This is a genomic window from Peribacillus sp. NPDC096448, assembly GCF_044762675.1.
GTDB lineage: Bacteria > Bacillota > Bacilli > Bacillales > DSM-1321 > Peribacillus > Peribacillus frigoritolerans_B.
On sequence record NZ_JBIWEU010000007.1, the window covers coordinates 24,683 to 46,760 of the forward strand.

19 protein-coding genes and 1 pseudogene are annotated in these 22,078 nt (G+C 36.6%); 12 read left to right on the forward strand and 8 right to left on the reverse strand.

The window, feature by feature from the left end; genetic code table 11:
• The first annotated feature begins 4 nt into the window (after positions 1-4).
• The 5 genes from ACIQ0C_RS13405 to ACIQ0C_RS13425 all read left to right on the forward strand — a co-directional run bounded on the left by ACIQ0C_RS13405 (position 5) and on the right by ACIQ0C_RS13425 (position 5,056).
• Positions 5-832, forward strand: a complete 828-nt coding sequence (locus tag ACIQ0C_RS13405) for a TrmB family transcriptional regulator (protein ID WP_403060611.1) — start codon at positions 5-7, stop codon at positions 830-832.
• Positions 833-1,047: 215 nt separating this feature from the next.
• Positions 1,048-1,503: a HEAT repeat domain-containing protein gene (locus tag ACIQ0C_RS13410; protein WP_403060614.1), complete on the forward strand. Its 456-nt coding sequence runs from the start codon at positions 1,048-1,050 to the stop codon at positions 1,501-1,503.
• A gap of 173 nt (positions 1,504-1,676) precedes the next feature.
• A complete protein-coding gene (locus tag ACIQ0C_RS13415; RefSeq protein ID WP_402842019.1) occupies positions 1,677-2,489 on the forward strand; it encodes a methyltransferase domain-containing protein in 813 nt (270 codons plus the stop codon).
• Between the two features lie 964 nt (positions 2,490-3,453).
• Positions 3,454-4,146, forward strand: a complete 693-nt coding sequence (locus ACIQ0C_RS13420) for a GntR family transcriptional regulator (RefSeq protein WP_403061078.1) — start codon at positions 3,454-3,456, stop codon at positions 4,144-4,146.
• On the forward strand, positions 4,139-5,056 hold the full coding sequence (locus ACIQ0C_RS13425; protein WP_403060617.1) for a DMT family transporter: 918 nt from the start codon (positions 4,139-4,141) through the stop codon (positions 5,054-5,056). Before ACIQ0C_RS13420 ends, ACIQ0C_RS13425 begins: the two co-directional genes overlap by 8 nt.
• A 383-nt stretch (positions 5,057-5,439) precedes the next feature.
• On the opposite strand, the gene ACIQ0C_RS13430 is transcribed toward ACIQ0C_RS13425, so the two are convergent.
• Entirely contained in the window at positions 5,440-5,811 is a 372-nt protein-coding gene (locus tag ACIQ0C_RS13430; RefSeq protein WP_402842014.1) for a cyclic-phosphate processing receiver domain-containing protein, read from the reverse strand.
• A 365-nt stretch (positions 5,812-6,176) separates the two neighbouring features.
• Between ACIQ0C_RS13430 and ACIQ0C_RS13435 the strand changes: the two genes are divergently transcribed.
• The gene (locus ACIQ0C_RS13435) at positions 6,177-6,356 is read left to right on the forward strand and encodes a hypothetical protein (protein ID WP_403060620.1); all 180 of its coding nucleotides are present in this window, start codon (positions 6,177-6,179) and stop codon (positions 6,354-6,356) included.
• 190 nt (positions 6,357-6,546) lie between these two features.
• Here ACIQ0C_RS13435 and ACIQ0C_RS13440 read toward each other — a convergent pair whose 3' ends face one another.
• Positions 6,547-7,374 (reverse strand): FadR/GntR family transcriptional regulator, encoded by an 828-nt coding sequence (locus tag ACIQ0C_RS13440; RefSeq protein ID WP_403060623.1) that lies wholly within the window; start codon positions 7,372-7,374, stop codon positions 6,547-6,549.
• Positions 7,375-7,825: 451 nt separating this feature from the next.
• Here ACIQ0C_RS13440 and ACIQ0C_RS13445 point away from each other — a divergent pair, with 451 nt between their 5' ends.
• Positions 7,826-9,214: an FAD-binding oxidoreductase gene (locus ACIQ0C_RS13445; RefSeq protein ID WP_403060626.1), complete on the forward strand. Its 1,389-nt coding sequence runs from the start codon at positions 7,826-7,828 to the stop codon at positions 9,212-9,214.
• Positions 9,215-9,218: 4 nt separating this feature from the next.
• A complete protein-coding gene (locus tag ACIQ0C_RS13450; RefSeq protein WP_403060629.1) occupies positions 9,219-10,193 on the forward strand; it encodes a bile acid:sodium symporter family protein in 975 nt (324 codons plus the stop codon).
• Positions 10,194-10,289: 96 nt separating this feature from the next.
• On the opposite strand, the gene ACIQ0C_RS13455 is transcribed toward ACIQ0C_RS13450, so the two are convergent.
• On the reverse strand, positions 10,290-11,345 hold the full coding sequence (locus ACIQ0C_RS13455; protein ID WP_403060632.1) for an acyltransferase family protein: 1,056 nt from the start codon (positions 11,343-11,345) through the stop codon (positions 10,290-10,292).
• Positions 11,346-12,558: 1,213 nt separating this feature from the next.
• Between ACIQ0C_RS13455 and ACIQ0C_RS13460 the strand changes: the two are divergent.
• The 4 genes and pseudogenes from ACIQ0C_RS13460 to ACIQ0C_RS13475 all read left to right on the forward strand — a co-directional run.
• A pseudogene (locus ACIQ0C_RS13460) lies at positions 12,559-12,843 on the forward strand (recombinase family protein); the annotation flags it as partial.
• A 672-nt stretch (positions 12,844-13,515) separates the two neighbouring features.
• Entirely contained in the window at positions 13,516-14,205 is a 690-nt protein-coding gene (locus ACIQ0C_RS13465; protein ID WP_403060635.1) for an MBL fold metallo-hydrolase, read from the forward strand.
• Positions 14,206-14,637: 432 nt separating this feature from the next.
• Positions 14,638-14,955, forward strand: coding sequence for a MerR family transcriptional regulator (locus tag ACIQ0C_RS13470; RefSeq protein WP_403060638.1), 318 nt, complete (start codon positions 14,638-14,640; stop codon positions 14,953-14,955).
• On the forward strand, positions 14,952-15,773 hold the full coding sequence (locus ACIQ0C_RS13475) for an NmrA family NAD(P)-binding protein (protein WP_403061081.1): 822 nt from the start codon (positions 14,952-14,954) through the stop codon (positions 15,771-15,773). Before ACIQ0C_RS13470 ends, ACIQ0C_RS13475 begins: the two co-directional genes overlap by 4 nt.
• A gap of 721 nt (positions 15,774-16,494) precedes the next feature.
• On the opposite strand, the gene ACIQ0C_RS13480 is transcribed toward ACIQ0C_RS13475, so the two are convergent.
• The 5 genes from ACIQ0C_RS13480 to ACIQ0C_RS13500 form a co-directional block, all read right to left on the reverse strand.
• The gene (locus ACIQ0C_RS13480) at positions 16,495-17,178 is read right to left on the reverse strand and encodes an ABC transporter permease (RefSeq protein WP_403060641.1); all 684 of its coding nucleotides are present in this window, start codon (positions 17,176-17,178) and stop codon (positions 16,495-16,497) included.
• Positions 17,171-18,094 (reverse strand): ABC transporter ATP-binding protein, encoded by a 924-nt coding sequence (locus ACIQ0C_RS13485; protein ID WP_403060644.1) that lies wholly within the window; start codon positions 18,092-18,094, stop codon positions 17,171-17,173. The genes ACIQ0C_RS13480 and ACIQ0C_RS13485 overlap by 8 nt, the downstream gene beginning before the upstream one ends.
• 176 nt (positions 18,095-18,270) lie before the next feature.
• Entirely contained in the window at positions 18,271-19,206 is a 936-nt protein-coding gene (locus ACIQ0C_RS13490; protein WP_402841687.1) for a sensor histidine kinase, read from the reverse strand.
• Between the two features lie 3 nt (positions 19,207-19,209).
• Positions 19,210-19,905 carry a response regulator transcription factor gene (locus ACIQ0C_RS13495; protein WP_403060647.1) on the reverse strand — a complete coding sequence of 232 codons (696 nt, stop codon included), beginning with the start codon at positions 19,903-19,905 and terminating at the stop codon, positions 19,210-19,212.
• A gap of 1,187 nt (positions 19,906-21,092) precedes the next feature.
• The gene (locus ACIQ0C_RS13500; protein WP_403060650.1) at positions 21,093-22,070 is read right to left on the reverse strand and encodes an NAD(P)H-dependent flavin oxidoreductase; all 978 of its coding nucleotides are present in this window, start codon (positions 22,068-22,070) and stop codon (positions 21,093-21,095) included.
• Positions 22,071-22,078: the final 8 nt, after the last annotated feature.

The window sequence follows — 22,078 nt, forward strand, 5'->3', positions numbered from 1 at the left end:
GTTTATGAAAGAAAACATTTTAGAAACATTAAAAAATCTAAATTTTACCGAATATGAAGCGAAAGCATATCTTGCCTTATTGGAAGAATCGCCATTAACAGGCTATGCAGTAGCAAAAAACTCCGGTGTACCACGTTCAAGAATATATGAAATCTTGGATAGTCTCGCCATACGGGGAGATATTCTGGTTAGTCCTGGAAACACACCACAGTATACCCCTGTTCCTGCAAAGGAGCTAATAAAAAACCGTCGGATGAAAGCAGAAGAGAATTTTGAACTGGCAGAAAAATCATTAGCGGAGTTTGAACGGTCTGCAAATGATCGTGAAAATATCTGGAATATCATGGGACGCAATGAAATACTCGATAAGGTAAAAGCTTGTATATTATCTGCTGAAAAAAGAATACTCTTGGAAATTTGGAAAGACGAATTCGAAGAATTAGAACCTGAACTAAGACAGGCAGCAAATAGTGGGGTCAATGTAACAATTATTGCCTACGGGGAAATCGTCTGTGATTTTGCAAATGTATACCTCCATTATATGGGTTATGGAATTACAGAAGAGTATGGTGGACGATGGCTTGTTATCAGTGGAGATGATTCTGAAGTAGTAGCAGGTATAGTCTCGCTTGGTAAAGATAGCCGTGCAGCATGGACCATGCATGTAGGTTTAGTGATGCCCATTACAGAAGTCATGATTCATGATTTGTATCTCATGGAAATCATGGAGAAACATAGAGAACTTTTAGAAGAAAGTTTTGGTGTAAACCTCGTCAATTTACGTAAAAAATTTTCTATTCATCCAGATAATAAAAAACATTACGTGGACTAGATTTGGTGCTTTTTTAGGTATATGTGCGGGTAAGTTTGAAGAAAAACAAAGCAACTCGCCCCCGGCACCCGACTGATTGAAGATACGAGATAAATTTAACTATATTAAAATATGGAAAAGGGTATAATAAAGAATGGAAATAAGCCATTTTTGGTAATGGGATTATAGTATCGGATTAACATTTTTGATATCCGGATCACTAAGCAGAAGGAGAAATGATTCATTTGAATAACAAGGGAACAAAGAGTATCGATTTACCTGCCAACTATGAAGAATTAAAAAAATCTGCCAATCGGAAATCTAATTGGAGAGAACGTTTAGATGCAATCGAAGAATTAGGTCAGTCAAAAAATAAACAAGTAATCGACATCCTCACACATATCATGAATAATGATTCTGTATATAAAGTGCAAGAGGCCGCCTACCGTCAATTGAAAAGTTTAGGCGAAGATGTTCAATTGCCAGCAAGGAAAAAAGGCGAGTTGATTAAAGGGTTGACCAAAATACTAGTCAGGATCAAGAAAAGCCTACCAGAAAATCACACATATACTGATTTCAAAGACAAACTCCAGAAGATGAGAATGGATATTTATGATACCTATGAAGGTGAAAAAGGAGCAGACTTTGATAAATGGCTTGAAAATACGTGGTCAGCTTTATCGAAAAGATAAAAGTTTATAGAAAAATAAGCAATATTTATGCAGGAGCAAAGTTTTTGCTCCTTTTTCTAATGGCTAAACAAAAGTTTTGACTATGGTATGCTAATATATTTAAAAGAGGAAGTATTTGGTTGTTTGCTTTAATTTGAAAACCGATAAATACATACGAATTCAGGGGAGAAAAGATGACAGATTATATTGAACTTTGGAAACAGGCAATGGCAGATCATACAGGAAAAATACCTAACAGACTAAAAGATGATGGTGCTGAAGAAGCTTTTTGGGCTTCCAAGGTTGCTGGGAAAAAACAACATAAAGCGGACCCTTATGCAAAAATTGTGCAGCAAGAGTTATTGGCATTATTAAAACAGGATGATCATGTATTGGAAATCGGCCCTGGATGGGGCAATTATACATTTGATATCGCAAAAGAAGTCAGGAAGCTAACTTGTATAGATAGTTCCAAAAGCATTATCAGTTTTTTGGAATCCCAGGCGAACGAAAAAGGTTTCGGTAACATGGAGTTGATTCATGATAAGTGGGAAAGTGAGACCATAAGTGACAAATATGATGTAGTGTTTGGTTTTAATTGTTATTACCGTATGACAGAAATCGGTCAAACCTTATTGAAAATGAATGAGTCTGCAGCCCGTTTAGTGATAGTAGGGATGACAACCGGACCGGAAAAACCACATTATATGGAATTGAAGCAAAGAGGATATACGATCAATTTAAGAAAGCGGGATTACATACACATCTTGAATGTTTTGTATCAACTTGGAATACTGGCAGACTGTAAGATCGTTAAATTGAAAAGTAAAAAAATCTATTCGACCTATGAAGAAATGCTTCGCGATAATACAACAAAAATTCTCGATGAAGATTTTTCCTATGATGAAGTAAAAACGATCCTTAATAAATATGTGGTGGAAAATCAAGGAAGCTTCGAATACGAATATCCGTTTCATGCAGCTTTGATGTACTGGAACCCAAGGTGAATTAAATATTAAAGTACCTTTTTCTCTGAGTTCTTTAGCTTCTTTTTGAGGTCCTTCAGGAAAAAGGTATTTTTTCTGTTGCATATTCGCAAAATAATATTAACAAGGCTACAAAACAATGATGATAAAACGGAGTGTGAATGATAAATGAAAGAAATATCCGAAAAGAGATTTTGTGAAACTTGTAAAAAAGAGACAGTTCATACAGTAACTGAAGATGCATTGGAAATAGAATATTCATGTAATGAGTGCGGTCAGCATCAAGACATTTTCAAGACATTTTTTTAGAAAATATTCGAACCAATTTGAATTTCAATCGAAATTTTGTTGCAAGGTAAGTATTTCGACTATGGTCATCTTTCTTTGGTATTTGGAAATGACCTCCCCCTAAGGGAATCACTCCCATTTTTGATTTTTTTGCATATCCCCTTATTTAGAGCGGAGCGAAATCCAGCTGAATAGTTTAAAGCCTGCCAAAACAAGCGGAACTATTCTAGTGGAATAGGCTTTTACCCGCTTGCCGCCACTGAGTTTGGCCTCCAACTTCAAAGATCGCTGACCCAATTCCTTTTTTTCCTGAACAGGTCTGTGGAATGATCTACGTTTTAATAAACCCTTACAGACATTCGCCTTGTTACTAAAGCCGGGGTGGCCTTTGTTGAGAATTCATAGCCTATCTTTATCAAACAGGAACAACATTGAAAAATCAACTTCCGGTCATGGAATTATTTTTCAATTGTTGGTTGATCAAAACAGAAATGACATTTCCAGCATTCAAAAAAATACTTAAATAGTCGTTTTAAAGACAGCAAACTGGGGGAGTCTTACGCATGTGACGGAGCAATTATAAAATCCTAAAAAAATATACAACAGAAGTAAAATTTTCTAATTTCCATTTCAACGATTTACAATATGTGATATATTGCATATTGTATATTGATATTTTAAGGAGGTATAGCTGTTGGTGCATTCAAATTCATCACAAAAAATTAAACGTACTTCTGTACGTGAAGAAGCATATATGATATTGCGGGATTGGATTGTCCAAGGAATCCTGGCGCCAGGCCAACAATTACGCGACAAAGAATTAGCCGAACAATTGGGAGTAAGCAGAACCCCTATTAGAGAAGCACTTTTAAGGCTTGAGGATGAGGGATTTGTAGAGACCAAGCCAAGCCGTTCAACTATTGTTTCCCCTATTCGATTCGAAGGGGTATTAAACATTTATTCCATTGTTTGGACACTGGAAAAGCTGGCTATGGAACAGGCTTTTGATTTCATTGAAGAAAGACACTTAATTGAGATGGAAGCCATTAATCATGAAGTGAAAAACGCAATCGACGAGGGAAATCAAATAGTGGCCGTCCAGAAAGATAATGACTTTCATTCCATTTACATCAATCTATCTACAAATGATGAATTGAAGCGGATTCTATCGGGACTCAAACAAAAACTTATACGAATGGAACTGTTTTATTTCAATCAGGTAAGTGATGTTAACCTTTCCGTTGATGAGCATGATCAGATCATACAGGCAATTAGGAATGGAAATATCACTATGGTCCTAAAGGGGATAGAAAAGAATTGGAAAGAAAGTTACTATAGAATTCAAGCCCATACGGAACGTGTAAAAAGTGGGGAAGAAAAAAATGAATAATGATACTTTAGTTGCTATATCACCTTCAAGAAATAAAGGGATTGCACTAGTACTGACTGGCGCTGCGTTATGGGGAGTGTCAGGAACGGCAGCTCAATATCTATTCCAGCAGCAAGGTTTCAGTCCTGAGTGGCTCACTGTTATACGCTTGTTGCTTTCTGGAATCATCTTATTGGGGGCCGCTTATAAGAATGAAAGACTGAAAGTTTTTGAGATTTGGAAAACTAAACAAGATGCGCTTCAAATTATCCTTTTTGCAATTCTCGGAATGCTCGCTGTTCAATACACATATTTTGCAGCAATTGAACATGGTAACGCAGCCACTGCCACAGTCCTTCAATACTTGGCACCGGCAATGATCACTTGTTATTTAGCCATTCGTTCCAAACGTTTTCCAGGCATTACCGTAAGTGTAGCTGTGATCATAGCGATTTTAGGCACTTTTTTACTTGTGACGGGAGGAAGCATACGCACACTCTCCATTTCCGGGTGGGCAGTATTTTGGGGAGTAACATCAGCCTTTGCCTTGGCATTCTATACATTGCAGCCTTATAAACTCCTTTCAAGATGGGGTTCAATGATTGTGGTGGGTTGGGGCATGTTGATTGGAGGCATATGCTTTAGCGTGATCCACCCCCCATGGGCATTTGAAGGCAAATGGACGTTATCTTCATTTTCAGCTGTTTTATTCATCATTATTTTCGGTACGATCATTGCTTTTTATTTTTATTTGGAAAGTACAAAATTCATCTCTGCTTCAGAGGTAAGTTTATTGGCTTCAGTTGAGCCATTATCCGCAACCTTGATATCCGTTTTCTGGCTGAATGTAACATTCGGTTTTGCCGAGTGGATCGGCACACTCTGTATTATAAGCACCATTACGATACTATCAATCGTAAAAAACAAGTAATATCATTAGTAAACCCGGCAAAATAATGGATTCTCTGCTGTAGTTTATTTTTACTTGGCGATAAAAGCCAATAGCCTGCCCTGTAGGGGGATAAGCTTGAACATTAACGAAAGCTTATTTTACATGAGTTATATCCATACACTTCTAAAAAAAGCAATTACACTGCATGTGAATTGCTTTTTTTTGTATTATTAGCAACCTTAAAACTATGTCGTTTACTTGAATGCCTATATTTATTTATTTTCAGCTCTTTAAAATGCAAAAGGGCAACCCTGGTTGCCCTTGGGTCTTACCTGTATATTGGAAACTAAAGAAAAAAAGGTATATGAGTCTGAATCCAATATTACCTTTTTTAACTAAATGTAATTGAGATTTAGTAGAGTTTACCGTATTTCCAAATAATGTTTCAGAACCTTTGACGGGAAGAATTTGAGGGGCAGTGGCCTTAAAGATACAATAATGGCAGGGGGCATTATTAAATTCCGTTGAGCTTGTTTTAAGCAGTTGTACATAGCTTTACCGCCAACTGAATTGGCAGAGTGAATAGTAATTCGATTAGCAAATAGTTTTTCTTTGACCATTTTTTGTACAAGCATAAAACCATTCCTGGTTTTATTTAATAAATCATGGTCCAAGGAAAGATGTTCTATATCAAAGTTTTGCAATAGCTCTATACATTCGTCAATAGTCTCGACTAACACATAGCCATCGGGTGCTTTCCGATAGTCATCCAGAAAAACGCTAATTTTCTCCATTTCTACACTCCTTTCCTTTTGCAAGTGTGACTAAGAAAAGTCAAATAACCCCAAGAAAATATGGTTTATCTATTAAGTCTAACACAACAAAGTAAGAAGGGGGCATATTCGACGTTTAATACTAATATACGACAGCCTTTTTTAATAATATTCTATATACTTATCGTTGTCTGCTTCAACTAACGGATCTTTACTATAAGGAGGAACTGTTACGGAGCCAATCCCCTTAAACTATGTTGCATGGTTTGTAAAAAAAAACATATCGTCCAACTCATTGTGAAATATGGTACAAAACATCCACTTATAAGTTAACGATTGTAATAATTTGGGTAAAAGGTAATATCTTGACTAAAAGGAGAAGTGATATGTTACATCAAGACGAGATTTACCTTATACTTAGGGACAAAACGCTGCTGTTGGAGTTAAAGGAACAAATTAATGACTATCATATTTCCTACTTATCAATGATTAATGATCAGCTTTCATTGATTGATAATGCTCTAAAAGTATGTAACGTTGAATCCTTCACTATGTCAAAAGGATAAAACCAACATTTACTTATATAGGGGATCAATTTTTTAAAACTATAATAAACCAGCTTAGCGCCCTCTGAGAAAGGCGCTTTTTTAATGGGCAAAGCAGTGTCAATTAATAGGCCTCGGTTAAAAAATCAATTCACTGATAATTTCAGGGGCATAACTCCATGTTCTGGTTAGTTATATAGCAAGCGGGACCTTATTTATCACCTACAGCATTGTGATGATGGTCTTTTTCATTTTTATAAGCAGCAATTTTAGCAGCATCTCCAATGCTTTCAAGTGTTGCCGTAGCCATCTGTTCTCTAATGCGGATGATATGGGCATTCATTAGTTGCTTGGCTTTGTCCGCGTCCTTTAATGCGATAGAATAGTAGATTTCTTTATGTTCTTGAAGCGTTTCTTGAAAATGACCTGGTTTTGCGAAACGATGCCGTCTGGTGGCACGAATCGTATTTTTCATTTGATCACTTAGAGTATGGACCAACCCAGCAAATATGGAATTGTTTGTGGCTTGTGCAATACTATGGTGAAACAGCAGATCTGCTTGCAAGCCTAATTCTTCATCATGTTCCGAACGTGCCATTTCTTCTAGAGCTTTAAGGATATTTTGTAAATCAAGAGAGTTAGCTCTCTGCGCAGCAAGAAAAGCACACTCCGTTTCAATTACTCGGCGGACTTCAAGCATTTCATAGACCATGTTGTCCTCAGCTTTGATGATTGAATTGGTTAGCTGTTCGATCAGTGACTGAACATCAGATTGTCTGATAAATGTCCCATCACCTGGTCTGACCTCAATGACTCCGTTAATTTCCAATACTCGAAGGGCTTCTCTGATAGATGTTCGACTCACTTTAAAACGATTGGACAACTCCCGTTCAGGGGGTAATTTATCTCCAGGTTTCAATTCCCCGCTAATAAAAGATTCCTTAATTTGATTGAAGATGATTTCGTACACTTTGGGGGATTTAACTGGTATAGAATCCATTACTTCCTTCACATCCTTCCATAACAGCTCTAAAAACATGTTGGTACGACCATTAGTGAAATCATTCTAACAAGCATTCATTTATGAAGCAAGGGGATAATCGCAATATAAAAGACATTTCAATCGGTTAGACCAATATGGTAAATAGATAATTGTCCAGATTCAGTCAAATCCCGTTCATTTGGGTATTAAAGGCCATTTAAGTTTTGTTAGGATGGAAAATCAACAATAAACACTGACAAGTAAGCATTTATTTATGGAGAAAAGCATAAACGGGATAATTGTTGAAAAAGTCAAAAAATTTAGTATAATGAAAATTGGTTAGACCAATTATTCGGTAGCGATATCATTTAAAGCCATTAAGGAGGGTAAACCATCTCTCGATACTATAGTTGAAGAAATGAAGGAGAAACTAAATCTCGGTATAGGTTCGACCAAAGTTTTTGATATAACGAAAAAAGGATGATATAGCAGAAAGAAGGAGAATGGAATGGAAGCGGCTAGTGTAAATTTAATCAACGATTTAAAGGAAATTCTTTCGGAAAGTCAAGTAACGGAAAACCAGACAGTAAGAGAATTACATGGCAGGGATGAATCATATCATGCTGTAAGTCTTCCTGATATTGTTGTATTCCCAGAAACCGCACAGCAAGTTAGTGAAGTTGTGAAATTGGGGAATAAGTACAAAATTCCAATGGTTCCTTTTGGGTTGGGATCAAGCCTCGAGGGACATGTCATACCGTACAACCATGGCATAACTATTGATTTTTCACTAATGAATAAAATCCTGGAAGTGCGTGAAAACGATTTTCTCGTAAAGGTTCAGCCAGGCGTAACGCGTTCGCAACTAAACAAAGAATTGAAAAAATACGGTTTGTTTTTTTCCGTGGATCCGGGAGCTGATGCCACTCTAGGCGGAATGGCGGCAACAAATGCAAGTGGAACGACATCAGTTAAATATGGTGTGATGCGTGACCAAGTCCGTGATCTTGAAGTGGTGCTTGCAGATGGTTCGATTATACATACTGGCAGTTTAGCCGCTAAATCATCATCAGGCTACCATCTAAACGGCCTTTTTGTTGGTTCAGAGGGAACCCTTGGCTGCTTTACGGAATTGACGTTAAGAGTTTACGGAATTCCTGAGCACGTTATGGCGGCAAGAGCATCATTTCCGGCATTGACCCATGCGGTAGAAGCTGTTGTATCCATTTTGCAGTCAGGTGTTCCAATAGCAAGGGTGGAACTTGTCGATGAACCATCAATGAAGCATGTTAACCTTTATAGTGATACAAGCTATAACGAAGCGCCCACACTATTTTTGGAATTCCATGGAAATGAAGCCGGGTTGAAGCAAGACGTAGAGTTCACTAAGGAAATAGTAGCTGAACATAATTGTCTCGATATTGAATTTGAAACAGATAATGCTGCCAGGAACCGCCTATGGGAAGCTCGCCATAATCTTGCCTATGCTTATATTCATGGCAACCCTGGAAAAAAACTGATGGTGACTGATGTCTGCCTTCCGATTTCAGAGCTGTCCGGTGCAATTCACCACGCAAGGGAAGCTGTTGATTTCCTTGGCCTTACCGGTGGGATCGTCGGCCATGTAGGCGACGGGAACTATCACGTACTCTTAATGATCGATAACAATAATCAAGAAGAGATTAAAAGAGCTGAACAGCTAAACGAACAAATTGTCCTATATGCCCTTGAGCGTAAAGGAACATGCACAGGCGAACATGGTGTTGGGGTCGGTAAACAAAAATATCAGAAAAAAGAACATGGAGACTCACTGTTTGTGATGGAAAAAATCAAATTAGCCCTTGATCCGGATAATTTATTAAATCCAAATAAAATATTTATGCCAGAAAGAGCGTGATGGAATGAAAGTATTAGAGGCATTCAGTGCATTAGCCGGAAAATATTTTGCTGTTTGGGTTATCTTGATATCCGTCATCGCCTTTATTTTTCCTGAGCCATTTTTGGGATTGGGAGGCTATATTACAATATTGCTTGGCGTTGTCATGTTTGGAATGGGGCTCACTTTGAAGGCAGTTGATTTTAAAATCGTCATCACTAAACCACTGCCCGTGATAATTGGAGTTTGCGCCCAGTTTATCATCATGCTAACTGTGGCATTCCTAATTGCGAAACTCATGAATTTGCCAGCTGAATTAGCTGCAGGTCTGGTTTTGCTTGGCTGTGTACCAGGCGGAACAGCCTCTAACGTTATGGTATATCTGGCTAAAGGGAATGTACCTTTGTCGATAGCTATGACTTCGGTATCAACTTTACTGGCTCCAATCATGACACCACTGCTTCTGCTTTTGCTGGCAGGACAATGGATGCCGGTTGATTTTTTTGATATGTTTAAGTCCATTATACAAGTTATCCTTCTTCCAATTGTTCTAGGTTTGGCCATTAAGCGGTTTTTCCCTGTAATAGTTGAAAAAAGCTTGACCGTTTTACCACTTATTTCGGTAGCAGCCATTATTACTATTGTAAGTGCAGTAGTCTCAGGCAACGCAGCTAGCATTGCTGCTTCCGGATTCCTTATTTTTACTGCCGTGATGCTTCACAACGGATTTGGGCTACTGTTTGGTTACTTAGCAGCAAAAGTTCTTGGACTTGATGAAGTGAATAGAAGAGCGATTTCGATTGAAGTGGGCATGCAGAACTCCGGGTTAGGCGTTGCGCTTGCCACTGCACATTTCGGCCCGCTGGCAGCACTTCCAAGTGTCCTGGCTGCTGCATGGCACAATATATCCGGACCAATTCTTGCGACTTACTGGTCTAAAAAGTCTGCTGGCGAGAGTATAGAGGAAGCGCCAGTCCATCCGGTGGAGAACAAGCTTTAATTATATTTAAGTTAAAAAAGATCCCATGCTCCCAGCAGGGATTTTTTTGGTGCTTATAAACTCCCATCATTTAAGTAAAGGGGTTCTGACTTTTCACTAACTGCTTTTTATCAATTTGCTTAAACGCCTTTTGAAATATTGAAGTAGGTCATAAGATAGGTACGACATAGAAATTATAAGGAGTGTCTCAAATAGTTTTAAGAATAAATTGTCAGATATATGATCCATTTTTACTGCCGATAAAATCAAATCAAAAATATCGATGAAGACTACATGAACAATGTATATACCTAGGGCTCTTCCTCCTACTTTAGTAATGAACAAATCCTTGCCTAATGTTTTATTATTTAATGCAAATAAAAAAAGAAATGCAGTTAAAAAGATAGTGGAAATAAAATATTCACCATGGCTTCCTGATAATATCTTATCTAACAAGTATCCTTCTACCACTTGGACAATAAAGAAGATAAAAATTAATAATAAGAAGGTTTTGGCTGTTATTGCTCTTGCCTTTTTAAAGAATTCATCATCCGCAAAGAAGAATCCCAAAGTTGTATAAAAAAGACCTATGAATAAAGCATCCCGTGTACTTAGAGGAAAATCATAGAACACCGAATACGATTGTCCGAAAAGACCTAACAAGTTTAATACTAGGCTGATGGTTAAAAGAAGCCTTACTTTTTTTAACTTTAAAAAACCGAAGAGAATGATAACACTCCAAATTAATGCGGTTAAAAACCACAATTGGTATCCGCTAGTCCCAGTTCCGTAATAAATCAGGTCAAGAAATGAAAAATGATTAATGTATTGCTCAAATTCCTTTGGTGCATCGGTAGCATCTTTATAAAGAATAAGAACATCATACATCATATAAAAGAAAAGCCAGCATAAATACAGTTTCAAGATCTTAATAATATACCTTTTAAAATAATCAAAGGAATCCCTTGTATGCATCATCTTTTTACCGAACAAATAACCAGATGCAGTAAAGAAAAATGGCACCGCAAACCTTGAGATGTTATCGAGAATAAATAGACCAATCTGGCTATCCCTAGGGAATACATGAATGACTACAACAGATAATATTGCAAAAAATTTAATAAAGTCAATCGCGTTATTTCTTTCCATTTGTTCACCCACTTTTACTGTCATTGGTTATTCCCTATATTATGTGCACCAAAGAAAAATTTATTTTTATCTTTTTGAACCCAATTACGAGATACAGTAAGAGACTTAAAGGAGGGGAGATGAGTGCATCACCTTGTGGATAGTCATATGTATGCCAATGTTCGATTTAAATTGGCTCTTACAAAATAATCCTGTAATCATGCCTATTGACGATAGGAAATGTGGGAACTACCTGATTACAAATTGCAAATTGATATCTCATTATTGCTGTTCAGTTCGAAGACCAAGAGTATAGAAAGGTGCTAATCGCATTATTTTTCAGCTCCGTATACATTTTCTACCGGGGTTATTACAACAAAGACATTTATTATGAAAACTATGTTTTATTTCTCCCAAAACAGTTATGTTTTTTTAACCTCTCCTTATCTCATTGTTTCTTTATACAGATTACGGGTATATAAGAGAAGATAGAAAAAGTAGATGGGGAGTAGATTTCGATGAAAGTAATTTTTATTCTAGTTCTAATTGTAATTGCATATATAGTATATAAAAAGGTTGTTAAACGAAGGTAGATACAATGACTAAAACAGCTCTTAGAAGAGGATTATATATTTATATGGAATTCTTTAGGTTTTTTTATTTTTGCGGGTGTTTTACTTTAAGAGTTGCCTGCCACTTTTTTAACTTTGCGAAATGTTTGACAAGAAGAAGCGTTTATCCCTTTTAGTACACAGCCCATATTAGTTAAATCCCAATTTAATAAATCGGAGGTATGAATGTGTTAAACAAATTTAAAAAACTAATAAATGATCCAAAAGTACAAAAAACAGTAAAAGAAAAGGTAGTCCCTTTGGTGAAAAAAGAAATTGAAAAAAGAAAAACAAATAAAACATAATTCTAATACGAGTCAATGCTCTAATAGGCCATTTTCACTTTTTTATTTGTTGAAAGTCAAAGGATTCCCCAACTTTCATATTAGAGAAATAATAAAGTATTATAGGATATCAATAAGCACAGTAACTACTTTCAATACTTAAGGAGTTTTAAAATTCGTTGGATCGTAGAGACGGTATTTTTAAGGGGTGGAAGCTTTATCTCTCAAAAATTGATTAACTTAATGGGTGCCTTACTTCAATAAGAAGTAAGGCTTTTTTTCTTTAACTATAGGGGCATGTTAATTGAACGATAGATAGGAATTAAGGTGATCGTATGAAATATATTAGTCCTGGTTGGGGTTATTTCTTTAGAGGATGCTTTGATTAGAAGTATTATATTTCGAAATGCGTTAACGCAGTATGGTTGTTCAAAAATTTTCTGCGATAAACTGAGTGGTGCAAAAAGACAGCTTCCTGGTTTAGAGGAAGCACTTTAGTATGCAGGTGAAGGCGATATAATTGTTGTTTGGCGATTGGACCGATTGGGACGTAACATGCAAGATTTGATTCAAATTGTGAACAGCTTAAATGAACGAGGCCTAGACTTTCATAGTCTGCAAGAAAATCTTACAATGGACAAAACAAACGATAAATGGATACTATAATTCAATTTGATGAATCAGGTTCTTTTAACCATGCAGATGAAGGGCGTTTAACAGGTGTATATTACTTTAATATTGAAGAAATCAGACCGTTTATGGAATCACAAGGATTGGAAAGTTTGTAGCTTATAGGATCAAATGCAGGTGCTATTTTAACAGATGAAAACTGGAGTTACTGGATAGACAAAGGAGAGCAAGAAGTAGATAAAATAATAAAGTTACTTATAGAGAAAGCATCAGACCCTTATACCCTTGGAATATCATCACACTTACTTTACATTGGAAGAAAAAAGGGGTGATAAATTGCTCCTTAATGAACTAACGGGTGGTTAGTTTAAGTTCAGAGCTGTCTTTAAGGCAGCTTTTTTTCTTTTTGCAACTATCGGGGTAGGATAGTTAAATACAAATAAAGTTATTTAAGAATGTCAATTCTCTTATCCAATAATCTGTCCAGATTATTGGATAAGAGCAGGAACTTTTGGGAAGGAAGCCGAAGTTAATATCATGCTTGTGTTATTCAATAAACTTGCAGATTAGTGTGTTAATGAATAAGTGATACTACGTAATAATAGTATTTCACGTACAAAATTAGCATTATTCTTTCAACCTTCTTGTGTAATCAAACCCCTAAATCTAATTATAAAGGAGCCCCAAGTTATGGAAATTTCTAAGGGAGTAGAGATGCTCCATCTTGAATTTCATGGGAATATTATTCATCCAACGCTTTTATGGGATCAAGAAATGGCTGTTTTAATAGACACTGGATTCCCTGGACAAATTAAAGATTTACGCGTGGCAATGGATAAGGTAGGAGTGTCGTTCGACAAACTAAAAGTTGTGATTTTGACGCATCAGGATATAGATCACATAGGTATTCTTCCTGAGATATTACAGGAGTGTGAAAGTAATATTAAAGTATATGCTCACGATCTGGATAAGCCTTATATTCAAGGGGATTTACCTTCTTTGAGAGACGGTCAGGATTTACCTCTTTTGAAAGACGGGCACCTAGAGAACCCCCCGAAGGTTAAAGTAGACGATACCTTGAAAGACGGTCAAGAATTGCCGTATTGCGGCGGCATTCGTGTCATCCATACTCCAGGGCATACTCCTGGCCATATCAGCCTATATTTAAAACAAAGTAAAACACTCGTTGCCGGGGATTCGATGTACAGTGTAAACGGAATAATTGGGGGAATTCATGCCCCAACCGCACTGGATATAAAGGCGGCTCAACTCTCCTTGAAGAAATACATAGACATCGACATTGAATCAGTGGTTTGTTACCACGGAGGATTAAGTAAAGGAAATATTAATGATCAGATTCAAAAAGTAATTTCATATTAAATTTCTAGAACCTTCTTCAACTATCGAGCGCTTTTAATAGAGTAACGAAAAAAGCCCAATTTCTCAATTTTAATGCTGAGAAATTGAGCTTTTTAATATCGAAATTTCCTTAACGTTGTATCAGCATTTTCCTGACGCTACCCCTTATAGAACTTTTGCGCTTCATGGATGGCTAACGGGTGCAGTTATGCGCAAGACGTGACTTAAATATCACAATCTTTTCCGATGAACAATTCATCTGGTTTACCAGATACGCAGGCTTTATCACCAAATGTTATTTCATTATCTAAAAAAATTGACTTTAACACTAGTGTCATATTTTATGATGAAATTAATAATTTTAAGGAAGGGAGGTGGAGCTTTGAAAATAAGTCAAATAGCTAAAATGACCGGATTAGTTCTCGATCCTTACGGCATTATGAGAAAAAAGGGTTGATAACTGCTTTTCGTCTAGACAATAATTATAGCGAGTTCGATGATTCGATTAGCGAAGCTATTAATACAATCCAACTATATCTTAATTTAGGTCTAACAACCAACCAGATTTCTGCATTGCCCTGTAGATCAAGGGTACGACAAAAGGACGAGTATTGTGAGGCATTGCTGCAAATATATGAAACCAAGCTGAATGAAGTGATACGACAAAAAAAGGCATGGGATGAGGCGCAAGTCCGTTTAGAAAAGCAAATCAACCTAATGAAGGAAAACCGGGATAAGTGGGTACCCGTAGAGGAGGAGGAAAACGGATGACCATATTAGTGACAGGCGCAACGGGGACAGTAGGGCGACACGTCGTGGACCAACTGATTCGAAGGGGGCAAAAGGTACGAGCATTGACACGTAATCCACGTCAAGCCAATCTTCCTGCTGATGTGGAGGTTGTCGCGGGCGATTTAAGTGATCCGAGTACGCTAGTTTCTACGTTGGTTGGCGTAAGCGGCATGCATTTGATTACAACAGGCGCGGAATATACCCCGTTGGAAACGGGACCGGAAATCGTAGAACTTGCTGTGAAGGCTGGAGTACGCAGAGTTACTATTTTATGGAACGGCGAGAAGGGTCCTTTCGAGAGGGCAGTTGAAGCAAGCGATCTGGAGTGGACCCAACTTCAAGCCTTTGAGTTTATGGCAAATGCGCGGAAATGGGCAGACTCCATACGCTCTGAGGGGGTAGTTCGAGACCTTTTTGGGGGATCACGAATTGCTCCTGTTCATGAAGCGGATATTGGAAGAGTCGCAGCAGTTGCACTGACTGAGGACGGTCATGCGGGTAAAGTATATACATTAACAGGGCCTGAGAGTTTGTCCGTTCAAGATAGAGTTCGGATTATTCGTGAAATCATCGGACGTGACATTCAATTTGTTGAGAGTTCTGAAGAAGAAGAACGAGAACAGATGAGGAAGATGGGGGTTCAGGAGGACGCTATTGAGTACGTAATTCGTTGGCACCTTAATCCGCCTAAATCGGCTTATACGGTGATTCCAACTGTCGAAGAGATTACTGGCCAGCCCGCACGAACCTTCGCCCAGTGGGTCTCTGAACACGTGCAATATTTTAAAAAACCATAAATGAGGCGTTCCAAGGTAGCAACTAAAGATTGAACTAATGAGTGCCTTAGCTGAACAAATCCACAAAAAAAGTCGGTTCCTTTACGTACTTTACGTAGAGGAGGAAATCGACTTTTTTGCTAGGTTTGAAATAAAATGAGGATTATTTTAAAAAACAGAGAGAACAATCAAAAAGTGGCTGGGAAGTCAAACAGGATAACTATACTTTATCCAATCAACGAGTGCGACTAAATAAACAGGTGTTGGTGTTAGTTTACAATTTATCTAGTTTACATAATATATATTATAGGAAGTTATATATTTAATTCTCATTTTGTCTCATATCTTAAGAATACTTAACTTAGTGAGACAAAATGAGAATTTTTATATTTAATCATGTCTATTATTTATCAATAATAATCTTTTTATCTAATTACAGTAACATTTATGTATTGAAAAATGTTTGATCAATTAGTTTGGGTTAAACATTGGCTCAAAGAATTTCTTGGATTTAAGATTTAATTCATTACTTACTATCTATGCTTGATTAATAAATAATATGGGATGATACATATCAATGATTACCGATATGTATTATCCTTTACGTGTTTTAAATGTAGCTTTAAAATCCACTTTCAACAAAAACCAATCCTTTTATTCTACTTCTTAAGCAACTAACTTATAGATATTCCAGCAATAAATTAGTACCGGTCTCCAATCAGTTTGTTACGAATTGCCAAAACTAAATATCCCCCACTCTGTCCACCATTTTAATCGAGAGAAAAACGCTGACCACTCCTAATAAACATAGCACTGTGTTCACAATATTAGTATTAAGATTGACATTCAGTAGGTAAGAGAAATTTTGAAATTGCATTAGAAATACTGCACAAATGACTGTTGGTATCGTTGCTCTTTTCCAAATACCAAAGAAAAAGAGTGGTATTAAACTAATAAGCGTAACAATTAAAGAATGAACAATCATTTTACTAAAATATGTTGTAATATCTTGAACAGTTGGTTGCCCGTTTATAATATGAAATACCTGATCAAGTAAATAAGTTGTCATACCAGACAACAAAAAGGATACTAACGTACAAAGGAAAACAAAAAGTGAGATAAAAAGAGCCTTTGCCATAACCAATTTTTTTCGACTTATCGGATAACCGAATGAAAGAGATATTGTTTTATTTTTATATTCATCGATTACAACCTGATTAATAAGAGAAGCTCCGAAAAGGACAAAGCCCAGTTGCATTGGCATCATAAGCTGGATTATGGTTGAATAACTTTGACCAAACTCCGCACTGACCATTTTAATAAAAAACATGGGCAAGAACATCAAAACACCCCAATATATAATCATCTCACTAAGGATCATTTTTCGCCTTAACTTCCTCCACTCCAACTCCATTAATTTAACCAACTTTTCCACCTCCATGAATTTGTTGATAAAAATAATCTTCCAAAGTACTTGTATGCTTTTGTATTTCCTCAATATCTACATCATGCATAATTAGTTTTTTGGATATTTCACTTTGCGGCAAAGTGAGATCATATATACGAATCCTATTGTCCTGCACAATTTTCATATTGGAAATTTGGAGTTCATACTCAAGTAAATAAATTGACTTCTCCACATCTTTTGTGACAATTTCAATATAGTCTGTTCGTTGCTTACTAATATCTGCTAAAGTCACTTCGTTCACGAGCTTTCCATCCTTAATGACACCAATTCTGTCAGCTACTTGTTCAATTTCCCCCAAGATGTGACTCGATAGAAGAAAAGTAATTCCATATTCCCTATTTAACATTCGAATTAGATCTCTTATATCTTTTATACCAATTGGATCAAGGCCATTTGTAGGTTCATCTAATATAATTAGTTCAGGCTTCGTAATAATTGCTCTTACAATCCCCAGTCGCTGCTTCATCCCAAGCGAAAAGTCGCTCACAATTTTATCTTCAATCCCAGTTAGATGAACCATCTCCAACGCTTGTGTAATTGCCTTTTTATCATAAAACCCTAAGTATTCACAATGAAGCTGAAGATTTTCCATTGCAGTTAAATGTTCAAAAAAGATTGGATACTCAATAATACTACCGATTCGTTTCAAGCCAGACTTCTCGGTTTTTGTTAGCTTCTGACCAAACAATTCAACCTCTCCTGTAGTTGGACTTAGTATTCCTGTTAGCATTTTCATGATTGTCGTTTTCCCCGCACCATTTTGACCAAGGAAACCATAAATTTCACCCTTTTTTATATGAAGATTCACATTGGATACGAGCAATTTTCCTTTGACCTTTTTCGTTAAGCTATGTGTTTTAACAACATAATCCATTATCTTTTCCTCCCTTATTGCTATCTACTTCTATCTTAAGCAGAGAAAGTATCTTTTTTCTTTCTCAATCCTTACATGTTTCTTAAGTTTTAGAAAAATGGCGTAGGACGTAAGAGCTCATATCAATCTCAAAGCTAAAAAAGAGCTGTTCAATTAGAACATCTCTTAAAGAAGTTTTAATATGTTATTTGTTTAAATATACAAGTAAAGCTCGTTTTTTCATAAGGTTTACTGTATAAATGGATGGTACCCTTCATTTCTTCTGTTAAGCGTTTTGATATACTTAGACCCAACCCACTCCCTTGAAATTTTGGATTTCTGGCATCATCTAATGTATATAACCGGTCAAACACCCGATCTTGATGGATTTCTGAAATACCTTTACCTCTATCCCAAATCTCTACAGAAACAGCTCCATCACCCTCTCGAAGTGTTAATCCGAAGACCCCTCCATCACTGCCATATCGAATAGAATTTGAAATAAGGTTATTAAATATACGATTTAAGGCGTCCTCATTACCTAAGATGTAAAGATGCTGATCTGGGATATCAACTTCTACGTGAAGTCCTTTTGCGAGCAGTAAATCATAAAACTCCAATACATTTTTTCTGCAAACTTCATTAAGTGATAGTTTACTTAAAGGAATCACATAATCATCTGATTCTATTTTTACCAGATCAAAAAACTGATTAAGTAAACCAGTCAAGTTCAATACTTTTTCATGCAGCCTTATCATTAATACCTTCTTTTCATTTTCAGTCATCACTTCATTCAGTTTCACTTTTTCTACATAACCTAAAATAACCGTAAGTGGTGTTTTTAAATCATGAGACATATTGGATATTAATTTCCTTAAGCTATCTTTTGTTTTTACATAATCCGCACTAACTTTTTGGTTGAAATCCAATAGCCTGTTTATTTGAATGAGTAATTGCTGAATGGCTTGCTGATCGGTTCGTATTAATACTTTTTCGGATGTTTCGTGTTTGATGATATTGCTTAATTTCCCACTTATTTCATAAAGGTTTTGCTTAAGTTTTCTTCGAGACAAATGCTGGAAGATGTTAATGATTACTAAAAAAATAATCATTGCACAAAGAAAGATTACCATGAGCTACACACCTAATTTATAACCTATCCCCCATATCGTTCTAATATAATGGGGGTTGGATGGATCCTTTTCAATTTTTTCACGAAGTCTTCTTATATGTACGTTAATGACATTTTCATTCCCGTAATACTCATCTTCCCAAATAAAGTGATATATTTGTTCCTTTGTAAATACTCTGCTTCGATTGGTCATAAACAACTTTAATATATGAAACTCCTTTGATGTCAGTTGAACAGTTCTCCCTCTAACATTTGCAGAAAATGAATTTAAGTCAAGGGTGAGCTCTCCATATTGAAGAATATTTTGCGTGGAGTTGCTTTCGGATGGATGATATTGCGTTGCCCTGCGAATAGCAGCATGAACTCTAGCTGTTAATTCAATCATCGAAAATGGCTTGCTTATATAATCATCGGCGCCAAATCCAAGCCCAAGAGCTTTGTCGAGATCACTTCCTTTTGCAGAAATAATTAATACAGGAACCATGCTCGTTTCTCTTATTTTTTTCAATAAATCCATACCATTCAATTTAGGAATCATTAAGTCAAGGAGGATTAAGTCAGTTTCTTTATCATGAAAGAGAGCTAGTGCCTTTTCCCCGTCAAATGCGGCATGTACTGTAAAATTCTCCTGCAAAAGGGCACTTTCTATTAATTGACTAATTTCTACGTCATCCTCAATTAGCAGAATACTCTTCTGCATACTTCCACATCCTTCAATGTTTTGAATTGTAAATGTAATTATTTTCTTTTATTTTCGTTTTCGGTCATTTTTATGATATAAGTTGGATTATTCAATTAGAATTTATCATCCTTAGTCATTTCACTCTAAGGATCTCTACTTGCAAATGATTGCCCCACCTATAAAAAAGCCGCTATGGTAAGTGCCCCACTAATCTTTTTCTTCATATTACTTCCCCCTTTCCTTTCCTAAAGACCTATTCAAAGCGTTATCTAATAATTCTGTAGTAATCTCAATTAATCCTGCTCACCTTACATGATTCACCAATTTAATTATGCTGATATATGAATTAAATGGCTAAATGAGAAAAATCACGGGTTAACACTTCTAATTAATTATTTAAATATAATTTTATCCAATGACAATTCAAGAAGTTTTTTATCATGAAAGTTCCGCTTTCTACCTGAAATAGATGAAAGTTCCGCTATTTTGCCACATAATCTCCTATAAGCCTTCTTAATTAAACTCATAGCAGGCTACAGGATGAATAACCTTTAATAAATGTTTAAACCTTAATGATGCACAATCCGCGATTGAGTATTGATGGACAATAACAAGCATTGACCGCTTTCAAATGTGCAACAAACATGCAGTGAATCAATAGGAAGCTACCAAGGGTTATAAGGCAAACTTTCAAATCAAATTTGTTAAGAAACACACCTACTTTCAGCAATCAGTTTCTGTTTATCTTGAGTGCAATTCATTTATATGTAAAATCGTAAAGTAGCTTTTTACATTTTATAAAAAGAGATTGAAAGGTTTCAGTAATTAAAAATGCCAGATGACATTAGAATGGTTTTAAGATCTAAAGCTTTGTTTGATTAAGCGGAATAATAATGTTATGTAAACACTAATCACGAAATGTTAATTTCCTTTTTCTTTGTTTTTTTACATATGAAAGTCTTTATTAAGAAGTTGCTTAAAGTTAGTTAACAAGTAATTGATGGGATATGTATCTTTTTTTCTGTCTTGAATTGGCTCTTCGCGTTAAAGTTGCGAATAAACCAGTCTTCCCTTCACCCTTCTGTTTTAAATAACGGTATTGTATTCTTGAAAAAGCCTATTCTTGACCACCTATGGAACTTTATGTCTAATAGATAAAAAAAGGAACACGAAATCACAATTGATTGCATGTTCCTGTAGGTTATTTAAGTTCGAATGGATTCGATACGGCTTTGGATGAATTCGAACGAGGTTTTTGCTTCTTGGACGATTTGTTTTATCAGTTCATTGACGGTCAATACTTCTTTTATGAGTCCTACGGATTGACCGCATGACCAGATGCCTCCGTCTAAATTTCCTTCAAAGTATACTTTCTTGCTTCTTTGTCCCGTAATTAGCGGTATCAATTCCTCTATAGTGGCACCTTCATTTTCAAGTTTGTCCACTTCTTTACTGACTGCATTTAATGCTACACGCGACGGACTGCCTATATTCCGTTGGATGACGACCGTATCCGTTTCATTGGCCGATACCATCCACTGCTTCACGTTATCATGAATCGGTGCTTCTTGCGTGGCCATAAAGCGAGTCCCCATGACTATACCTTCAGCACCGAGTGACAAGGCACTGATAAGGCCCCTGCCATCCGAAAATCCCCCGCCTGCTATTACTGGTATATTAACAGAGTCAATGGCTCTAGGGAGCATGACAAGCGTTCCTACATCCCCCATGCCTGGATGTCCGCCTGTTTCATTCCCTACAATAATAATGGCATCGACTCCTAATTTCTCTGCCGATATTGCGTTTTTGACGTTCGCTACCTTATGTATCACGGTAAAGCCGTGCTCTTTAAGTCTGGGCATTAAACTTTCCGGGCTTCGGCCACTCGTTTCAACAATTTTTACATTTTCGTCAATCAAAATATCGATGAACTGATCATTCGGGGTTGCCGTTTGACTTGGAAACAGGTTCAGGTTGACAGCAAAGGGTTTCTTGGTCAAAGTTTTCACTTTGCGGATTTCATCACGGAGACCTTCTGGTGTCACCTGTGTTTTCGAAGTGATGATGCCAAGTCCCCCCGCTTCCGAAACAGCAGCTGCAAGCGGTGCTCGGCCAACTTGAAACATCCCGCCGCAAATGATCGGATATTCAATTCCCAATAATTCAGTAATTCTCGTTTTCATTTGCCATA